General features: G+C 36.5%; 13 protein-coding genes and 1 rRNA gene. 4 read left to right on the forward strand and 10 right to left on the reverse strand.

Annotation, left to right across the window (positions count from 1 at the left end):
• Both A9G34_RS01390 and murI read right to left on the reverse strand, forming a co-directional pair.
• Positions 1-1,515 (reverse strand): 16S ribosomal RNA (locus A9G34_RS01390); the annotation flags it as partial.
• A gap of 396 nt (positions 1,516-1,911) precedes the next feature.
• Positions 1,912-2,727, reverse strand: coding sequence for a glutamate racemase (gene murI, locus A9G34_RS01395; protein WP_065568658.1), 816 nt, complete (start codon positions 2,725-2,727; stop codon positions 1,912-1,914).
• 212 nt (positions 2,728-2,939) lie between these two features.
• Between murI and metK the strand changes: the two genes are divergently transcribed.
• From metK to A9G34_RS01415, 4 genes are all read left to right on the forward strand, one after another.
• A complete protein-coding gene (gene metK, locus A9G34_RS01400) occupies positions 2,940-4,091 on the forward strand; it encodes a methionine adenosyltransferase (protein WP_065568659.1) in 1,152 nt (383 codons plus the stop codon).
• Positions 4,075-4,578, forward strand: coding sequence for a SprT family zinc-dependent metalloprotease (locus tag A9G34_RS01405; protein ID WP_065568660.1), 504 nt, complete (start codon positions 4,075-4,077; stop codon positions 4,576-4,578). Before metK ends, A9G34_RS01405 begins: the two co-directional genes overlap by 17 nt.
• A gap of 257 nt (positions 4,579-4,835) precedes the next feature.
• Positions 4,836-5,210, forward strand: a complete 375-nt coding sequence (locus A9G34_RS10530; protein WP_141670307.1) for a hypothetical protein — start codon at positions 4,836-4,838, stop codon at positions 5,208-5,210.
• The gene (locus A9G34_RS01415; protein WP_065568662.1) at positions 5,204-6,046 is read left to right on the forward strand and encodes a 23S rRNA (adenine(2030)-N(6))-methyltransferase RlmJ; all 843 of its coding nucleotides are present in this window, start codon (positions 5,204-5,206) and stop codon (positions 6,044-6,046) included. The genes A9G34_RS10530 and A9G34_RS01415 overlap by 7 nt, the downstream gene beginning before the upstream one ends.
• Before the next feature lie 113 nt (positions 6,047-6,159).
• On the opposite strand, the gene A9G34_RS01420 is transcribed toward A9G34_RS01415, so the two are convergent.
• From A9G34_RS01420 to A9G34_RS01455, 8 genes are all read right to left on the reverse strand, one after another.
• Complete coding sequence (locus A9G34_RS01420) at positions 6,160-6,528, reverse strand: diacylglycerol kinase (protein WP_034948162.1); 369 nt, start codon at positions 6,526-6,528, stop codon at positions 6,160-6,162.
• A gap of 20 nt (positions 6,529-6,548) precedes the next feature.
• Positions 6,549-7,508, reverse strand: coding sequence for an acetyl-CoA carboxylase carboxyl transferase subunit alpha (accA, locus tag A9G34_RS01425; RefSeq protein ID WP_065568663.1), 960 nt, complete (start codon positions 7,506-7,508; stop codon positions 6,549-6,551).
• A gap of 258 nt (positions 7,509-7,766) precedes the next feature.
• On the reverse strand, positions 7,767-11,243 hold the full coding sequence (gene dnaE / locus A9G34_RS01430; protein WP_065568664.1) for a DNA polymerase III subunit alpha: 3,477 nt from the start codon (positions 11,241-11,243) through the stop codon (positions 7,767-7,769).
• A gap of 186 nt (positions 11,244-11,429) precedes the next feature.
• Positions 11,430-12,674, reverse strand: a complete 1,245-nt coding sequence (gene fabF, locus A9G34_RS01435; protein WP_034948177.1) for a beta-ketoacyl-ACP synthase II — start codon at positions 12,672-12,674, stop codon at positions 11,430-11,432.
• 164 nt (positions 12,675-12,838) lie between these two features.
• On the reverse strand, positions 12,839-13,072 hold the full coding sequence (gene acpP / locus A9G34_RS01440; RefSeq protein ID WP_034948180.1) for an acyl carrier protein: 234 nt from the start codon (positions 13,070-13,072) through the stop codon (positions 12,839-12,841).
• 150 nt (positions 13,073-13,222) lie between these two features.
• Complete coding sequence (gene fabG, locus A9G34_RS01445) at positions 13,223-13,957, reverse strand: 3-oxoacyl-ACP reductase FabG (protein ID WP_065568665.1); 735 nt, start codon at positions 13,955-13,957, stop codon at positions 13,223-13,225.
• Between the two features lie 12 nt (positions 13,958-13,969).
• Positions 13,970-14,905, reverse strand: coding sequence for an ACP S-malonyltransferase (fabD, locus tag A9G34_RS01450; RefSeq protein WP_065568666.1), 936 nt, complete (start codon positions 14,903-14,905; stop codon positions 13,970-13,972).
• A 35-nt stretch (positions 14,906-14,940) separates the two neighbouring features.
• A complete protein-coding gene (locus A9G34_RS01455) occupies positions 14,941-15,894 on the reverse strand; it encodes a beta-ketoacyl-ACP synthase III (protein WP_034948189.1) in 954 nt (317 codons plus the stop codon).
• Positions 15,895-15,898 lie beyond the last annotated feature (4 nt).

Raw genomic sequence — 15,898 nt, forward strand, 5'->3', positions numbered from 1 at the left:
TTCCCCTACGGTTACCTTGTTACGACTTCACCCCAGTCATGAATCACACCGTGGTAAACGCCCTCCCTAAGGTTAAGCTATCTACTTCTGGTGCAACCCACTCCCATGGTGTGACGGGCGGTGTGTACAAGGCCCGGGAACGTATTCACCGTGACATTCTGATTCACGATTACTAGCGATTCCGACTTCATGGAGTCGAGTTGCAGACTCCAATCCGGACTTAGACGTACTTTATGAGGTCCGCTTGCTCTCGCGAGGTCGCCTCCCTTTGTATACGCCATTGTAGCACGTGTGTAGCCCTGGTCGTAAGGGCCATGATGACTTGACGTCGTCCCCACCTTCCTCCGCTTTATCAACGGCAGTCTCCTTTGAGTTCCCGACCTAATCGATGGCAACAAAGGATAAGGGTTGCGCTCGTTGCGGGACTTAACCCAACATTTCACAACACGAGCTGACGACAGCCATGCAGCACCTGTCTCACAGTTCCCGAAGGCACTCTCATATCTCTACAAGATTCTGTGGATGTCAAGACCAGGTAAGGTTCTTCGCGTTGCATCGAATTAAACCACATGCTCCACCGCTTGTGCGGGCCCCCGTCAATTCATTTGAGTTTTAACCTTGCGGCCGTACTCCCCAGGCGGTCGATTTATCGCGTTAGCTTCGGAGCCCATCACTCTAGGCAACAAACTCCAAATCGACATCGTTTACAGCGTGGACTACCAGGGTATCTAATCCTGTTTGCTCCCCACGCTTTCGCATCTCAGCGTCAGTATCTGTCCAGAAGGCCGCCTTCGCCACCGGTATTCCTCCACATCTCTACGCATTTCACCGCTACACGTGGAATTCTACCTTCCTCTACAATACTCCAGATAACCAGTTTTAAATGCAATTCCTAGGTTGAGCCCAGGGATTTCACACCTAACTTAATTATCCGCCTACATGCCCTTTACGCCCAGTCATTCCGATTAACGCTCGCACCCTCCGTATTACCGCGGCTGCTGGCACGGAGTTAGCCGGTGCTTCTTCTGTAACTAACGTCAATTCTAGGCACTTTTCATACCCAAAACTTCCTCACTACCGAAAGTACTTTACAACCCGAAGGCCTTCTTCATACACGCGGCATGGCTGCATCAGGGTTCCCCCCATTGTGCAATATTCCCCACTGCTGCCTCCCGTAGGAGTCTGGACCGTGTCTCAGTTCCAGTGTGGCTGGTCATCCTCTCAGACCAGCTAGAGATCGTCGCCTTGGTAAGCCTTTACCCCACCAACTAGCTAATCCCATATGGGTTCATCAAATGGCGCACGTCCTCGCGGAACCGTACTTTGGTCTCTCAACTTTATGCGGTATTAGCAGTCGTTTCCAACTGTTGTCCCCCTCCATCTGGCAGATCCCCATACATTACTCACCCGTCCGCCACTCGTCATCAAGTGCAAGCACTCATGTTACCGTTCGACTTGCATGTGTTAAGCCTGCCGCCAGCGTTCAATCTGAGCCATGATCAAACTCTTCAATTTAAAGTTTGATGCTCAATAACTGTCTCTGACATATTCAAATGAATCTTCAGTGTCACTTATCAAGACTTCTTAATCTTTTTAGTCCGTAGACTTTAATTCTTTCGTCTCGCAAGTGCCCACACAGATTGTCTGTTTCTTCTTTTTAAAGAGCTAACAGCTTCCAATTCTCAATCAACTTTTTGTTAATCATCTTTGCTGTCTCAAGGGCTGCGTATGTTACGCTACACCTTTTTATTCGTCAAGATCTTTTTTTAAAATTTTTGACCTTGTTCACCAACTCTATTCCCGTCCAATTTCGATGACGTCGTGTCAGTGGGTGCGCATTATAGGGACTTCTTTTTTTTTAGCAAGCAAAAAAGATAAAATATTTATTTAGTCGTGTAATTTTTAATCTCATTAAACTTTAATAGTATGATATTTATTAAGATGATAATCAGATAGTTTTTTAATCAACTTTTCTACAGACTGAGTATAAGCTGTGCTTAATACAATATTTTCTGACGTAGAAAGAATTATTTGGTTTAGTTTATATTTATCATTTAGCAAATTATAGACCCTTGTTGCAATCGCATATCCCGAATCTATTAAGTTCGCCTGAGGAAAAAGCATCTGTAGTTCTGTTTTAATAAAAGGATAATGGGTACAACCTAATACTATTGTATCAGGGATTGTTTGTAGGCCAAGCCAAGGTTGCATTAGTTCTTTCAGCCGCTCCATATTTACAATAATGCCCTGTAATTTATTTTCGGCTATAAGCGCTAATTCTGATAATCCTAATAATTTAACAGTACAATGCGCAGCAAATTGCTGTATTAAATTGGTTATGTAAGTTCTTTCAACGGTTGCTTTTGTTGCTAATAATCCTATACATTTATTTTTAGTAAGTAAGCTAGCAGGTTTAACAGCTGGTACAACTCCAATAATAGGAAAAGAAAATTTAGCGCGCAAACTAGGCAAACAAATAGTACTAGCTGTATTACAAGCGATAACTGCTAAATCAATTGGATAAAATTTAGTAACAGCCTCAATGACAGAGTTTACCCTATTAATTAAAAAATCTGATGATTTATCTCCATAAGGAAACATTTCATTATCAAACATGTAGATATAATGTGCATTAGGTATTTTATTGTAAATTTCATTATAAACAGATAAACCACCAATACCTGAATCAAATATTAACACTGAAGGCGATTGTTTTACGATATTCATTTTAGCTATAGGAAATTAAATAATAAATTAGAAACGCTTCATATCGTAAATTGATTAAAAATTAATGCAAGTATTTTACTCAAGCTGATATGGTATTTAGTTCTGAAAATTATAAACTAGACGTCTAGACGGTAAAACTGCTAAAATAAATATATTAAGGCTAAATATTATATTTTAAGCATTATGCAGGAATTAAATTAAGAAGGTATTCTATGTCAGAATTTCTATTTACTTCAGAATCTGTTTCAGAAGGTCATCCAGATAAAATTGCCGATCAGATATCTGATGCTGTACTTGATGCAATTTTAAAACAAGATCCAAAGGCTCGTGTTGCTTGTGAAACATATGTAAAAACCGGTATGGCTTTAGTTGGTGGAGAAATCACTACTTCAGCTTGGGTAGACATTGAAGAATTAACTCGAAAAACAATTAATGACATTGGATATACCAGTTCAGAAATGGGATTTGATGCAAATTCATGTGCGGTACTCAATGCCATTGGCAAACAATCTCCTGATATTAATCAAGGGGTTGATCGAAATAATCCTCTAGAACAAGGTGCTGGAGACCAAGGTATTATGTTTGGTTATGCTACAAATGAAATGCCAAATTTAATGCCTGCAGCTATAAGCTATGCTCATGACTTAATGCGCCGCCAAGCAAAAGTTAGAAAAAATGGTACACTTCCTTGGTTAAGACCTGATGCAAAAAGCCAAGTCACATTAATTTACCAAGATGGTCAGATAAAAGGTGTTGATACAATCGTTTTATCAACTCAGCATTCAGAAGACATTGAGCAAACAGCATTACATGAAGCCGTCATGGAAGAAATCATTAAACCAACATTGCCCGCCGAATGGCTAACACCTAGAACAAAATACTTTATTAATCCAACTGGACGTTTTGTTATTGGTGGCCCAATGGGTGACTGTGGACTAACTGGACGCAAAATCATTGTAGATACATACGGCGGAGCAGCTCATCACGGTGGAGGCGCTTTTTCTGGAAAAGATCCTTCAAAAGTTGACCGCTCAGCAGCTTATGCCGCACGTTATGTTGCAAAAAATATTGTTGCGGCAGGACTCGCTGACAGATGTGAATTACAAATATCTTATGCAATTGGTATTGCCAATCCTACATCAATCTATGTCAATACTTTCGGCACAGAAAAAACACATCACGATAAAATCGTATCACTTATTAAAGAATTTTTTGATTTAAGACCTTATGGATTGATTCAAATGCTTGATCTAATTCAACCAATCTATCAACAAACTGCAAGTTACGGTCATTTTGGTCGAGATATATTTCCTTGGGAAAAAACTGATAAAGCGGCACTATTACGTGATGCAGCAGGATTATAAACGCATACCAATTTATTTACATAATCAAACTATGGCTTGTTTAAGAACTCATTTAATACAAGCCAATCAACGTCTACATTCCCAATATAAAGAGCCCAAGATCATTTATAAACCCAAAGGCAGTATTGCTGGTAGTGCCTTTTTAACACGTTGGGAAATTCAACTTAATTCGATTATGTTGCTAGATAATGGTACTCAATTTATTGAGGAAGTTGTGCCTCACGAATTAGCACATCTCATTGCCTTTAAAGAGTTTGGCAAAGTAAAACCACATGGTAAAGAATGGCAATATATTATGTCAGAAATATTAGGAAAAATCCCTGCAACAACTCACCGTTTTCCTATTCAACGCAATACTTATTTATACTACTGCAGTTGTCAACAACATCAATTAACCTCAATAAGACACAACAAAATTCAAAATAATAAAACTAGTTATTTATGTCGTAAATGCGGTACTATACTCAAACTTAAAAGTGCCATTTAGTACTAAGATATTATATGTGTAAGTTAGATTTTCATTTTTACAAAAGTTCGTTATTAATTCTCACTCTTGGCATTATCCTATATATTACGGGAAATTGGTTCATACCTTTATACAATGGAATGACGGTTGTAGTGATTGAACATATTCAATCTCTCTTCTTATTATTTATGTGCTGTTATACCTATTATTATGCAAAACGAGTATCTGAACATTCTGAGCTTTATAGATTTTGGATTTGGACAATTTTCTGGTGGTTTATGCTTTTTGGTCGAGGAATTAGTTGGGGAAGAGACTTTTTCCCTGAGGTACCTCGTTTCTATTATAAAATCATTGCGAGTATATTAATAGCGATCCCAATACTAAGTATATTTTTACCCACCATTCGCCCAGAAATTGCTCGTCGCTACAAATACGAAAAAATACCATTTTGGCATATATTCTTTGCTTTTTTATTCTTAGGTATAGCTGATATTGCTGAACATCGCCGTATTGGACATGAATTTTTAGTTATAACAAAAGAGCGAAAAGATCTCATTGAAGAATTAATGGAAATTCCTTGTCTTCTTTGTTTATCCTTAATAACCTTTTATATGCAAAAAAATGAAAAAAAGAGAGTAGATTCCCTATGCTAAGCTACCGCCACAGTTACCATGCAGGAAATCATGCAGATGTATTAAAACATATTGTTTTAACATTATGTATTGAATCATTAAAGGAAAAAGAAAAGCCTTTTTTATATTTAGATACACACTCGGGGGCTGGACGATATCTATTAAGAAGTGAGCATGCAGAAAAAACGGGTGAATATTTATCAGGAATTAATTTACTATGGCAACAATCTAATATTCCTGAATTGCTTAATACATACATATCGGTACTAAGACGCTATAATCCTTTTGAGGAAATAAAATATTATCCTGGTTCACCATTAATTGCGAAGCAATTATTACGTGAACAAGACAAGCTCAACCTTACAGAGTTACACCCAACTGATTACCCTTTATTAAAACAAGAATTTAGTAAAGATAAACGAACAAAAGTTTTACGTGAAGATGGATTTTCCCAATTAAAATCAAAGTTACCTCCACTATCTCGTCGTGGAATAATATTGATTGATCCTTCTTATGAAATTAAAGACGATTATCAAAAAATCCCTGCAGCATTATTTGAAGCATATAAACGTTTTGCAACAGGTGTTTACTTAATTTGGTATCCTGTGGTATCTCGCACACAAACGGAAAAGATGATTAATGGCATTATTGATTTAGGTATTAAACGAATTTCACAATTCGAACTTGCTATAAAACCAGATAATGATCAAAAAGGCATGACAGCATCTGGAATGATAGTTATAAATCCGCCATGGAAATTATATGACCAGATGCAAAAAATTATGCCATGGTTAAAAAATATTTTAGATATAGAAAAAACAGGTAATTTCTCAATAAAACAATTAACTTCAGAATAACTTTTACTATTTAAAAATGCGAGCCGATCTCGCACTTTTAAATAAACTAAATTAGTCGTTATCAAATGTTTAATCATAAAGCTTTTAAATCAATAATTTTTATTAGTAAATCTCTAAGAAAAAAAATGACAAGAAAATATATAAATCCATAAAATAACAGTTAATAATAGAGATAAGAAAACTGCAGCAGAACCATAATCTTTAGCTCTTCCCGATAATTCGTGTCTTTCACTACCAATTCGATCTACAACACACTCAATTGCACTGTTAAGGAGTTCTATAATCATCACAACACCGATAGAACCTAGTAATAAAATTCGTTCATAAATTGAAAAATCTATTAACATTACAATTATATAAGCTATAACCAACAGAATTAATTCTTGTCGAAAAGCTATCTCATACTTAATCGCTGATTTAAAGCCTTTCAGAGAATATTTGGTTGCATTAATCAAACGTTGCAACCCCGTTGCTTTTTCCATAATGATATTCCAAAGTAAGATTATCTTACATAACCATAATTCATTAGACGTTGAAATCTTCTTTCAAGCAGCACTGATAATTCGATATTTCCAAGTTCATCAAGATCACTTATCAGCTGTTTTTTTAGTGAATCTGATACTGCCACATAATCACGATGAGCACCACCAAGTGGTTCGGGTATCACTGAATCAATAAGATTTAATTTCAATAATTTATCTGCTGTCATATTCATTGCTTCAGCTGCGACTGGTGCTTTATCAGCACTTTTCCATAAGATAGAAGCACAACCTTCAGGAGAAATAACAGAATAAGTACTATATTGAAGCATATTCACTTTGTCAGCAACTCCAATGGCAAGTGCCCCCCCTGAGCCACCCTCACCAATAACAGTACAAATTGTTGGAACTTTTAGTCGTGACATTTCCCGCAAGTTCCGAGCAATTGCTTCAGCCTGACCTCGTTCTTCAGCACCAATCCCTGGATAAGCTCCTGGGGTATCGATAAATGTAATTATCGGTAATTTAAAACGTTCTGCTAACTCCATTAGTCTTAATGCTTTACGATAACCTTCTGGTGCTGGCATACCAAAATTACGATAAATTTTCTGCTTTATTTCACGACCCTTTTGATGACCAATAACAATCACAGGACGTTCATCAATACGTGTAACTCCACCAACAATCGCTTTGTCATCAGCATAAGCTCTATCTCCAGCTAATTCATCGAAATCAGTAAAAATTTCTTTAATATAATCTAATGTATAGGGCCTATTTGGATGTCTGGCTAATTGTGCAACTTCCCACGGTGATAAGTTCGCAAATATTTTTCTTGTTAACTCACGGCTTTTTTGATTCAATTGTTTAATTTCTTTATCTAAATTAATATCTAATTCAACTTGTTGTGAATCAATATTCTTTAAGGAATTAATTTTTGCTTCTAATTCCGCTATCGGCTTTTCAAACTCCAAAAAATTACTCATAACGATTATGATTGCCTCTTAATTATTTTGTATTTTCCTAAAATACGCTATCTAATACAGTATACTGGCTAATTCTTAAGATAAAATTAAGACAATTCTACTATGTAATACTTATCAAAGTCACCTAGATTTATCACTTATTAATTTTGGCACTTCAAGATAGCGCTACTTCTATATATATTACAGTATATTCATTATTGCGTTATTCGTTTTATAAACGAAAACATTAAAATACGAATAATTTTGTATCACGTTATACTAAAACTCAAATTCAATTCGGTCATTGCCAAGTATTGTTTTTAATTCAAGAATTAATGCATCTTCTGGGACAATTTTCCATGTAGCACCAAACTCAATACGCACAACAGAATCATCTCGATGATAATATAAATTTACAGGCACATTCCCATGACGATAAGGTTCAAATATTTGTTGCAAACGCTGCAACATTGCACGTTCGGCTTCATTTTCAGTTAAAGTAATAGCCAATCCTTTAACATATTTAGCTCGAGCATCTTTTAAATCAACAATTTCTCGCGCTGTCAATTTGAATCCTCCATTAAAATCATCATAGCTAACTTGCCCCATGACTATTAAAATCTTATCTTTAATTAATAAATGCCCAAACTTTTCTAAAGAATCTGCAAACAGCATACCATCAATACGGCCAGAACGATCATCTAAAGTAAATAAACCGATTTTATTACCTTTTTTAGTGATTCTAACTTTAGCATCAACAACAATACCTGCAAAAGTAGCCATTTTTCCCCAACCAGTTGGTGAAGCTTCATTAATTCGTAACCCTCCAGCATAACGACTCAATTCTTTTAAATATTGAGTAACTGGGTGTCCCGTTAGGTAGAGTCCTAAAGTATCGCGTTCACCATCAAGTAAGACTTTCTCCGGCAATTCGGGGACAGCTGCATAAGCATGTTCAACTTGCTCTGGTTCTTCAGCTAAAACACCAAACATATCTTCTTGTCCGATATTTTGAGCTTTAGCATATTGTTCAGCTGCTTGTATCGCATCATTAATACTATGTAAAATAGCAGCTCGATGAGGACCCAATTTATCAAAAGCACCTGCCATAGTAAGTTTTTCAAGTACTCTACGATTAATTTTTTTCATATCAGTTCGAGCACAAAGTTCGAATATATTTTTGAAATACCCACCGCTATTACGAGCTTCAACAATAGCTTCAATTGGACCTTCTCCAACCCCCTTTATAGCACCGATACCATATATAATTTCGCCCTTTTCATTAACATGAAAATGATACAATCCACTGTTAATATCTGGTGGATTAATTTTTAATCCCATGCGTAGACATTCATCAACAAGGCCAACAATTTTATCGGTGTTATCCATATCAGCAGTCATAACTGCAGACATAAACTCGGCAGGATAGTGCGTTTTTAACCATAACGTTTGGTAAGAAACAAGCGCATAAGCTGCTGAATGAGATTTATTAAATCCATATCCAGCAAATTTTTCAACCAGATCAAATATTCGCATTGATAGTTCTCCATCAATGCCTTGTTTTTCCGCTCCTTCTTTAAATATGGAACGCTGATTTGCCATCTCTTCGGGTTTTTTCTTACCCATGGCGCGGCGTAATAAATCTGCACCACCTAATGTATAACCAGATAGAGTCTGTGCAATTTGCATAACTTGTTCTTGATATAGAATAATACCGTAGGTAGATTCTAAAATAGGTTTTAATGACTCATGTTGATATTTAATATCGGGATATGAAACTTCTTCTCGACCATGTTTTCGGTCAATAAAGTTATCCACCATACCTGATTGTAAAGGACCTGGACGAAATAATGCCACTAAAGCAATCATATCCTCAAAGCAGTCAGGTTTTAAACGCCTTATTAAATCTTTCATTCCCCGAGATTCAAGCTGGAATACTGCTGTAGTTTCTGCTTTTAATAATAATTCGAAGGATTTTTCATCATCTAAGGGGATTCGGGTTATATCGACTTTTTCCTTACCTTCACGTAGTCGGCGTTCATTAATCATTTTGATTGCCCAATCAATAATGGTTAATGTTCTTAATCCTAAAAAGTCAAATTTAACAAGACCGGCATATTCAACATCATTTTTATCAAATTGAGTAACAGGATGATGACCTTCTGAATCACAATAAATTGGCGAAAAATCTGTAATCTTAGTTGGTGAAATTACAACTCCCCCTGCATGCTTACCAGCATTTCGAGTTACGCCTTCTAATTGCCGAGCAATATCAATTAATGATTTAATTTCTTCATTATTATCATATAAATCTTGAAGTTGAGGTTCAACTTCAAAAGCTTTAGCTAAAGTCATACCAGGATCTGGTGGTATTAATTTCGCAATACGATCAACAAACCCATAAGGATGTCCAAGGACTCGACCAACATCACGTATTACTGCTTTGGCAGCCATAGTTCCGAAAGTAATAATTTGAGATACAGCATCCCGTCCATACATATCTGCGACATGCTCAATAACCAGATCGCGTTTCTCCATACAAAAATCGACGTCAAAATCGGGCATAGAAACGCGCTCAGGATTCAAAAAACGTTCAAAAAGTAAATCAAATGCTAGTGGATCTAAATCGGTAATTTTCAATGCGTAAGCAACTAGAGAACCAGCTCCAGAACCTCGCCCTGGTCCAACAGGAATATCATTATCTTTTGACCATTGAATAAACTCCATCACGATTAGAAAGTAACCCGGAAAGCCCATTTGATTAATAACAGTCAATTCTGTTTCTAAACGTTCATCATATTCAGGCCTTCTTTGTTTTCTAACTTCTGGATCGGGGAATAAAAATACTAACCTTTCTTCTAAACCTTCACGTGATTTATACACTAAAAAGTCTTCAGTAGTCATGTCACCAGTCGGAAATTTAGGTAAAAAATACTCACCTAGACGGATAGACACATTACAGCGTTTTGCTATTTCAACACTGTTTTCAAGCGCTTCAGGAATATCAGAAAATAGCTCACACATTTCCTGTTCAGAACGTAAATATTGATCTGCTGAGTAATTCTTAGGTCTGGAAGGATCTTCAAGAGTATTTCCATCATGAATCGCAACTCGAATCTCATGAGCTTCAAAATCAGAGGGCTTTAAAAACCGAACATCGTTAGTTGCAACAACTGGTAATAAATATTGCTCAGCTAACTTTATAGCACGATGAATAAACACATCTTCATTGACTCGCTTAGTACGTACTAACTCAAAATAAAAATGATCATTAAAATTTTCAAGGTAAAAATTAATAGCATGATCAATAATAGTTTGATTATTACGAACAATACCTATACCAATATCACTTTCTCGCCCAGCTAATACAATTAACCCAGTGCGATGCATAACCAACCATTCCAAATCAACAACAGGTATATCGCCAATATAACCTCGTTGATAAGCTTGAGAAATTAATAACGTAAGGTTTTGATACCCCTGATTATTAGCCGCTAACAGGGTTAGACGGTAAATATCATCAGGCAATTGAGAACTTCTAATAGCGAGATCTGCACCAATAATCGGTTTAATACCTTTTGACATTGCTGAACCGTAAAATTTCACTAGCCCACAAAGATTGGTAAAATCAGTGATTGCAAATGCCGGCATCTGTAGCTTACTCACTTCATTTACTAATGTACTAACTTTAGCAATTCCATCGATCATAGAAAAATCGCTATGTAAGTGAAGATGAATAAATTTAGGTTCTGCCATAATTATCAAAATAATAAAGCTATAAAAAATTATTTAAGATTATAACACAAGCAATGTAAATATTCTTAATCTCTTTAAAATAGGAATATGAATTGCACAAATAAAAATGGGTCTAATTCATAGAAGTAATAAAAGCTTGATAAAATATTACGCCGATACTAAATTATCGGCGAATAAGAGAAGAAATTAGATTTTTTTAAACAATACTGAACCGTTGGTTCCACCGAAACCAAAAGAATTACATAATGCATATTCTAAATTCTTAACTTGACGAGCTGTATGTGGAACATAGTCAAGATCACAACCTTCATCAGGATTATCCAAATTAATTGTTGGTGGAACAGCTTGATCACATAAGGCAAGCACAGTAAAAATTGACTCAACAGCACCCGCTGCTCCGAGTAAATGACCAATCATTGATTTAGTTGAACTAACCATTACCTTATTAGCATTTTCTTTAAAAATACTTTTTACTGCTTGAGTTTCAGCTCTATCCCCAGCTGGTGTCGACGTACCATGAGCATTAATATAACCCACTTGTTCAGGCGTAATACCTGCATCGCGAAGTGCACATCTCATTGCTAAAGCCGCACCACTACCATCGGCTGGAGGTGAAGTCATATGATAAGCATCGCCACTCATACCAAATCCAACTAGTTCAGCGTAAATCTTAGCTCCACGTTTTTTGGCGTGTTCATATTCTTCTAAGAACATGATTCCTGCACCATCACCCAACACAAAACCATCACGATCTTTATCCCAAGGTCGGCTTGCTGCTTTAGGATTGTCGTTGTTAGTTGATAAAGCACGAGCTGCACCAAAACCACCTATACCCAATGGAGTGCTAGCTTTTTCGCCACCACCCGCTAACATCGCATCTGCATCACCATAAGCAATCATGCGTGCAGCATGACCAATATTATGAACACCTGAAGAACAAGCTGTTGCAATAGTAATACTCGGTCCTTTTAATCCATAAATAATAGATAAGTGTCCCGCAATCATATTAACAATTGTTGATGGTACAAAAAAAGGGCTAATTTTGCGTGGTCCACCATTTACTAATGCACTGTGGTTTTCTTCAATCAACCCAAGCCCACCAATACCTGAACCTATAGCACAACCAATTCGTTCTGCATTTTCTTCCGTAATCTCAATACCTGCATCTTGCATTGCTTGCATACCAGCAGCAATACCGTATTGGATAAAATAATCCATTTTGCGCGCATCTTTGCGTGAAATATTATAATCTTCGCCATTAAAGTTTTTAACCATCGCTGCGAAGTGCGTTGCGAAAGGGGCTGTATCAAAATGTTCTATGAGTTCAATACCACTTTGACCTGCTAATAAGGCTTGCCAAGTGGACTCAACTGTATTACCTACAGGAGATATCATGCCCATTCCAGTAACAACAACTCTGCGTTTAGACACATTGTCCTCCAGGAAAGGATTGAAATGAAATTTGAATCAATGAAAATACTATCTTTGAGTTTTCTTATAATTTATGCTTAATTTAAATTTATCTTTAAAAAATTAATCTGATAAATACAAACTAGGCGATCAGTTGACCGCCTATCATGAAAACTCTGCTAACCTTATTGATTTGCAGTAATATAATCAATTGCTGATTGTACAGTTGTAATTTTTTCAGCTTCTTCGTCTGGAATTTCAGTATCAAATTCTTCCTCTAAAGCCATAACAAGTTCAACTGTATCAAGAGAGTCAGCGCCAAGATCTTCAACGAAAGAAGATTCATTTTTGACTTCTTCTTCTTTCACACCAAGTTGCTCAACAATAATTTTCTTAACTCGCTCTTCAATAGTGCTCATACTCTATTTTTTCCTATAAAAAATCGCCGAAAGTGGCGGTGAATGTAAGTTTATAAAATGTTGAAAAAGATGCCAACCATTTTTCAACCCAATTGTTTATTTTTTGTTCTAACGTCAAAATATTGGCTTATTTTACACTATTCTAGCCAATTACACCATATACATGCCCCCATTGACATGTAAAGTTTCGCCTGTGATATAAGATGCTTCATCGGATGCTAAAAAAGCAACAGCATTCGCAATTTCAACAGGTTCACCTAAACGACCTGCTGGTACTTGTGCTAATATTAAAGCTTTTTGATCTTCAGTTAAAGTCTCTGTCATATCGGTTGCAATAAAGCCAGGTGCAACCACGTTTACAGTAATACCTCGTGATGCAACTTCACGTGCTAATGATTTACTAAAACCAATCAATCCAGCTTTAGCTGCTGCATAATTGGCTTGTCCTGCATTACCCATAGCTCCAATAACCGATCCTATGGTTATAATTCTGCCATAGCGTTTTTTCATCATTGTTGGCATTAATGCTTTAGATAACCGAAAAACAGAAGTTAGATTAGTATCTAAAATATCTTGCCACTCGTCTTCTTTCATTCGTATTAATAAATTATCACGAGTAATCCCTGCATTATTAATTAAAATATTAATATCGCCAAATTCTGTTTTAATTGCCTCAATAACAGACTCAATTGATTGTCCTTTAGTCACATTTAAAGCAAAACCTTTACCATGTGAGCCTAAATATTGGCTAATAGCCTCAGCACCTTTTTCCGTTGTGGCTGTACCAATAACAGTAGCGCCACAGGCTGCTAATTTTTCGGCAATTGCTTTACCAATTCCACGGCTAGCACCAGTGACTAAAGCAATTTTTCCTGATAGGTTCATAACTACCTCTTTTTATTTAGTATTTTCTATTGCAACTTCTAATGAAACTTTATCATTAACTGCACAAGCTGAAAGTGCACTTACGATACGTTTAGTTAAGCCAGTTAAAACTTTACCAGGTCCCATTTCAACTAAAAGCATTACATTTTGTTTTGCTATATATTCCACAGTTTCTGTCCAACGTACAGGACTATAAAGTTGAGCAATTAATGCAGTTTTAATTTTGTCAGATGATGATTCAACTTTCACATCAACATTGTTAACCACTTTAAATTTTGGCGTATTAAATTTAATGCCACTTAATGTGTTAGCTAATTTATCGGCAGCAGGTTTCATCAATACACAATGAGACGGTACACTCACTGGAAGTGGTAATGTGCGCTTAGCACCTGCTTCTTTGCATAATGTACTAGCACGTTCAACGGCTTCTTTATTACCTGCGATAACAACTTGACCTGGTGAATTAAAATTTACAGGAGCAACAATTTGACCTTGAGCTGCTTGCTCACATGCGCTGCGAATAGAATCATTATCAAGTCCAATGATAGCATACATAGCCCCTGTACCACTTGGTACCGCTTCTTGCATTAATTTTCCACGTAATTCGACTAATTTAATTGCATCTTTAAAGTCAACTACGCCTGCACACACTAATGCAGAATATTCACCTAAACTATGACCAGCCATAAAATCAGGTTGAGAACCATTAACACTTTCCCATACCCTAAATATTGCAACAGATGAAGCAAGTAGCGCTGGTTGTGTTTGCCATGTTTTATTTAGTTCTTCTACTGGACCTTTTTGTACTAAATCCCATAAACCATATCCAAGCACTTCTGAAGCTTCATCAAATGTTGATTTGACAATCGGGAAATCATCTGCAAGATCTTTTAACATACCAACAGTTTGAGAGCCTTGTCCTGGAAATACCATTGCAAATTTGGTCATTCTTAAATCCTTGATCATTAAAAATACTTCATAAACTAAAATCTAACTAGCGCAGATCCCCAAACGAATCCACCACCAAATGCTTCTAATAAAATTAGATGACCTCGTTGAATTCGTCCGTCTCTTACACCAACATCTAAAGCACAAGGCACAGAAGCAGCAGAAGTATTGCCCTGCTTATCTAATGTGACAATAACCTTATTCATATCCATATCTAAGCGTTTTGCGGTTGCAGAAATAATTCTTAAATTAGCTTGGTGCGGCACTAACCAATCTAAATCTTCCTTATTAAACGTATTCTCAGCTAAAAGCTCGTCAACTAAATTTGACAATTCTTTAACCGCTATTTTAAATACTTCATTACCATGCATTGTCATATAAGCAGGATCATTCATATTACGACGATCAACATATGGGTATTTTAATAAATCTCCATAACGACCATCAGCATGAAGATGAGAAGCAATAATGCCGGGCTCTTCTGATGCGCCAACAACAACCGCACCCGCCCCATCTCCAAAAATGATAATGGTGCTTCGATCGTTTAGATTAACACCTCGAGTTAACATATCAGAACCAACAACTAAAGCATATTTAATTGCACCACTTTTGACATATTTATCGGCAATATCAAGTGCATAAACAAATCCCGAGCAAGCGGCAGACACATCAAATGCAACAACATCACCAATGCCTAATTTGGCTTGTAATTCGGTTGCAGAACTTGGAAATGCATTGACTGAAGTTGCCGTTGCAACAATAATCATATCGATTTCTTCTTTATCGATATTAGCCATTTCAATTGCATTTATAGCAGCTTCATAAGCCATGCTTACTACAGTTTCATCTGGGCCTGCGATACGTCTTTCTTTAATACCAGTACGCGTAGTGATCCACTCATCGCTGGTATCGACCATTTTTTCAAGATCTGCATTAGTTCTTATCTGTTTTGGAAGATAACTCCCTGTTCCTAATATTTTTGTATACATCTAA

It is taken from the genome of Gilliamella sp. Choc4-2, from assembly GCF_001690355.1.
Taxonomy (GTDB): Bacteria; Pseudomonadota; Gammaproteobacteria; order Enterobacterales; family Orbaceae; genus Gilliamella; species Gilliamella apicola_A.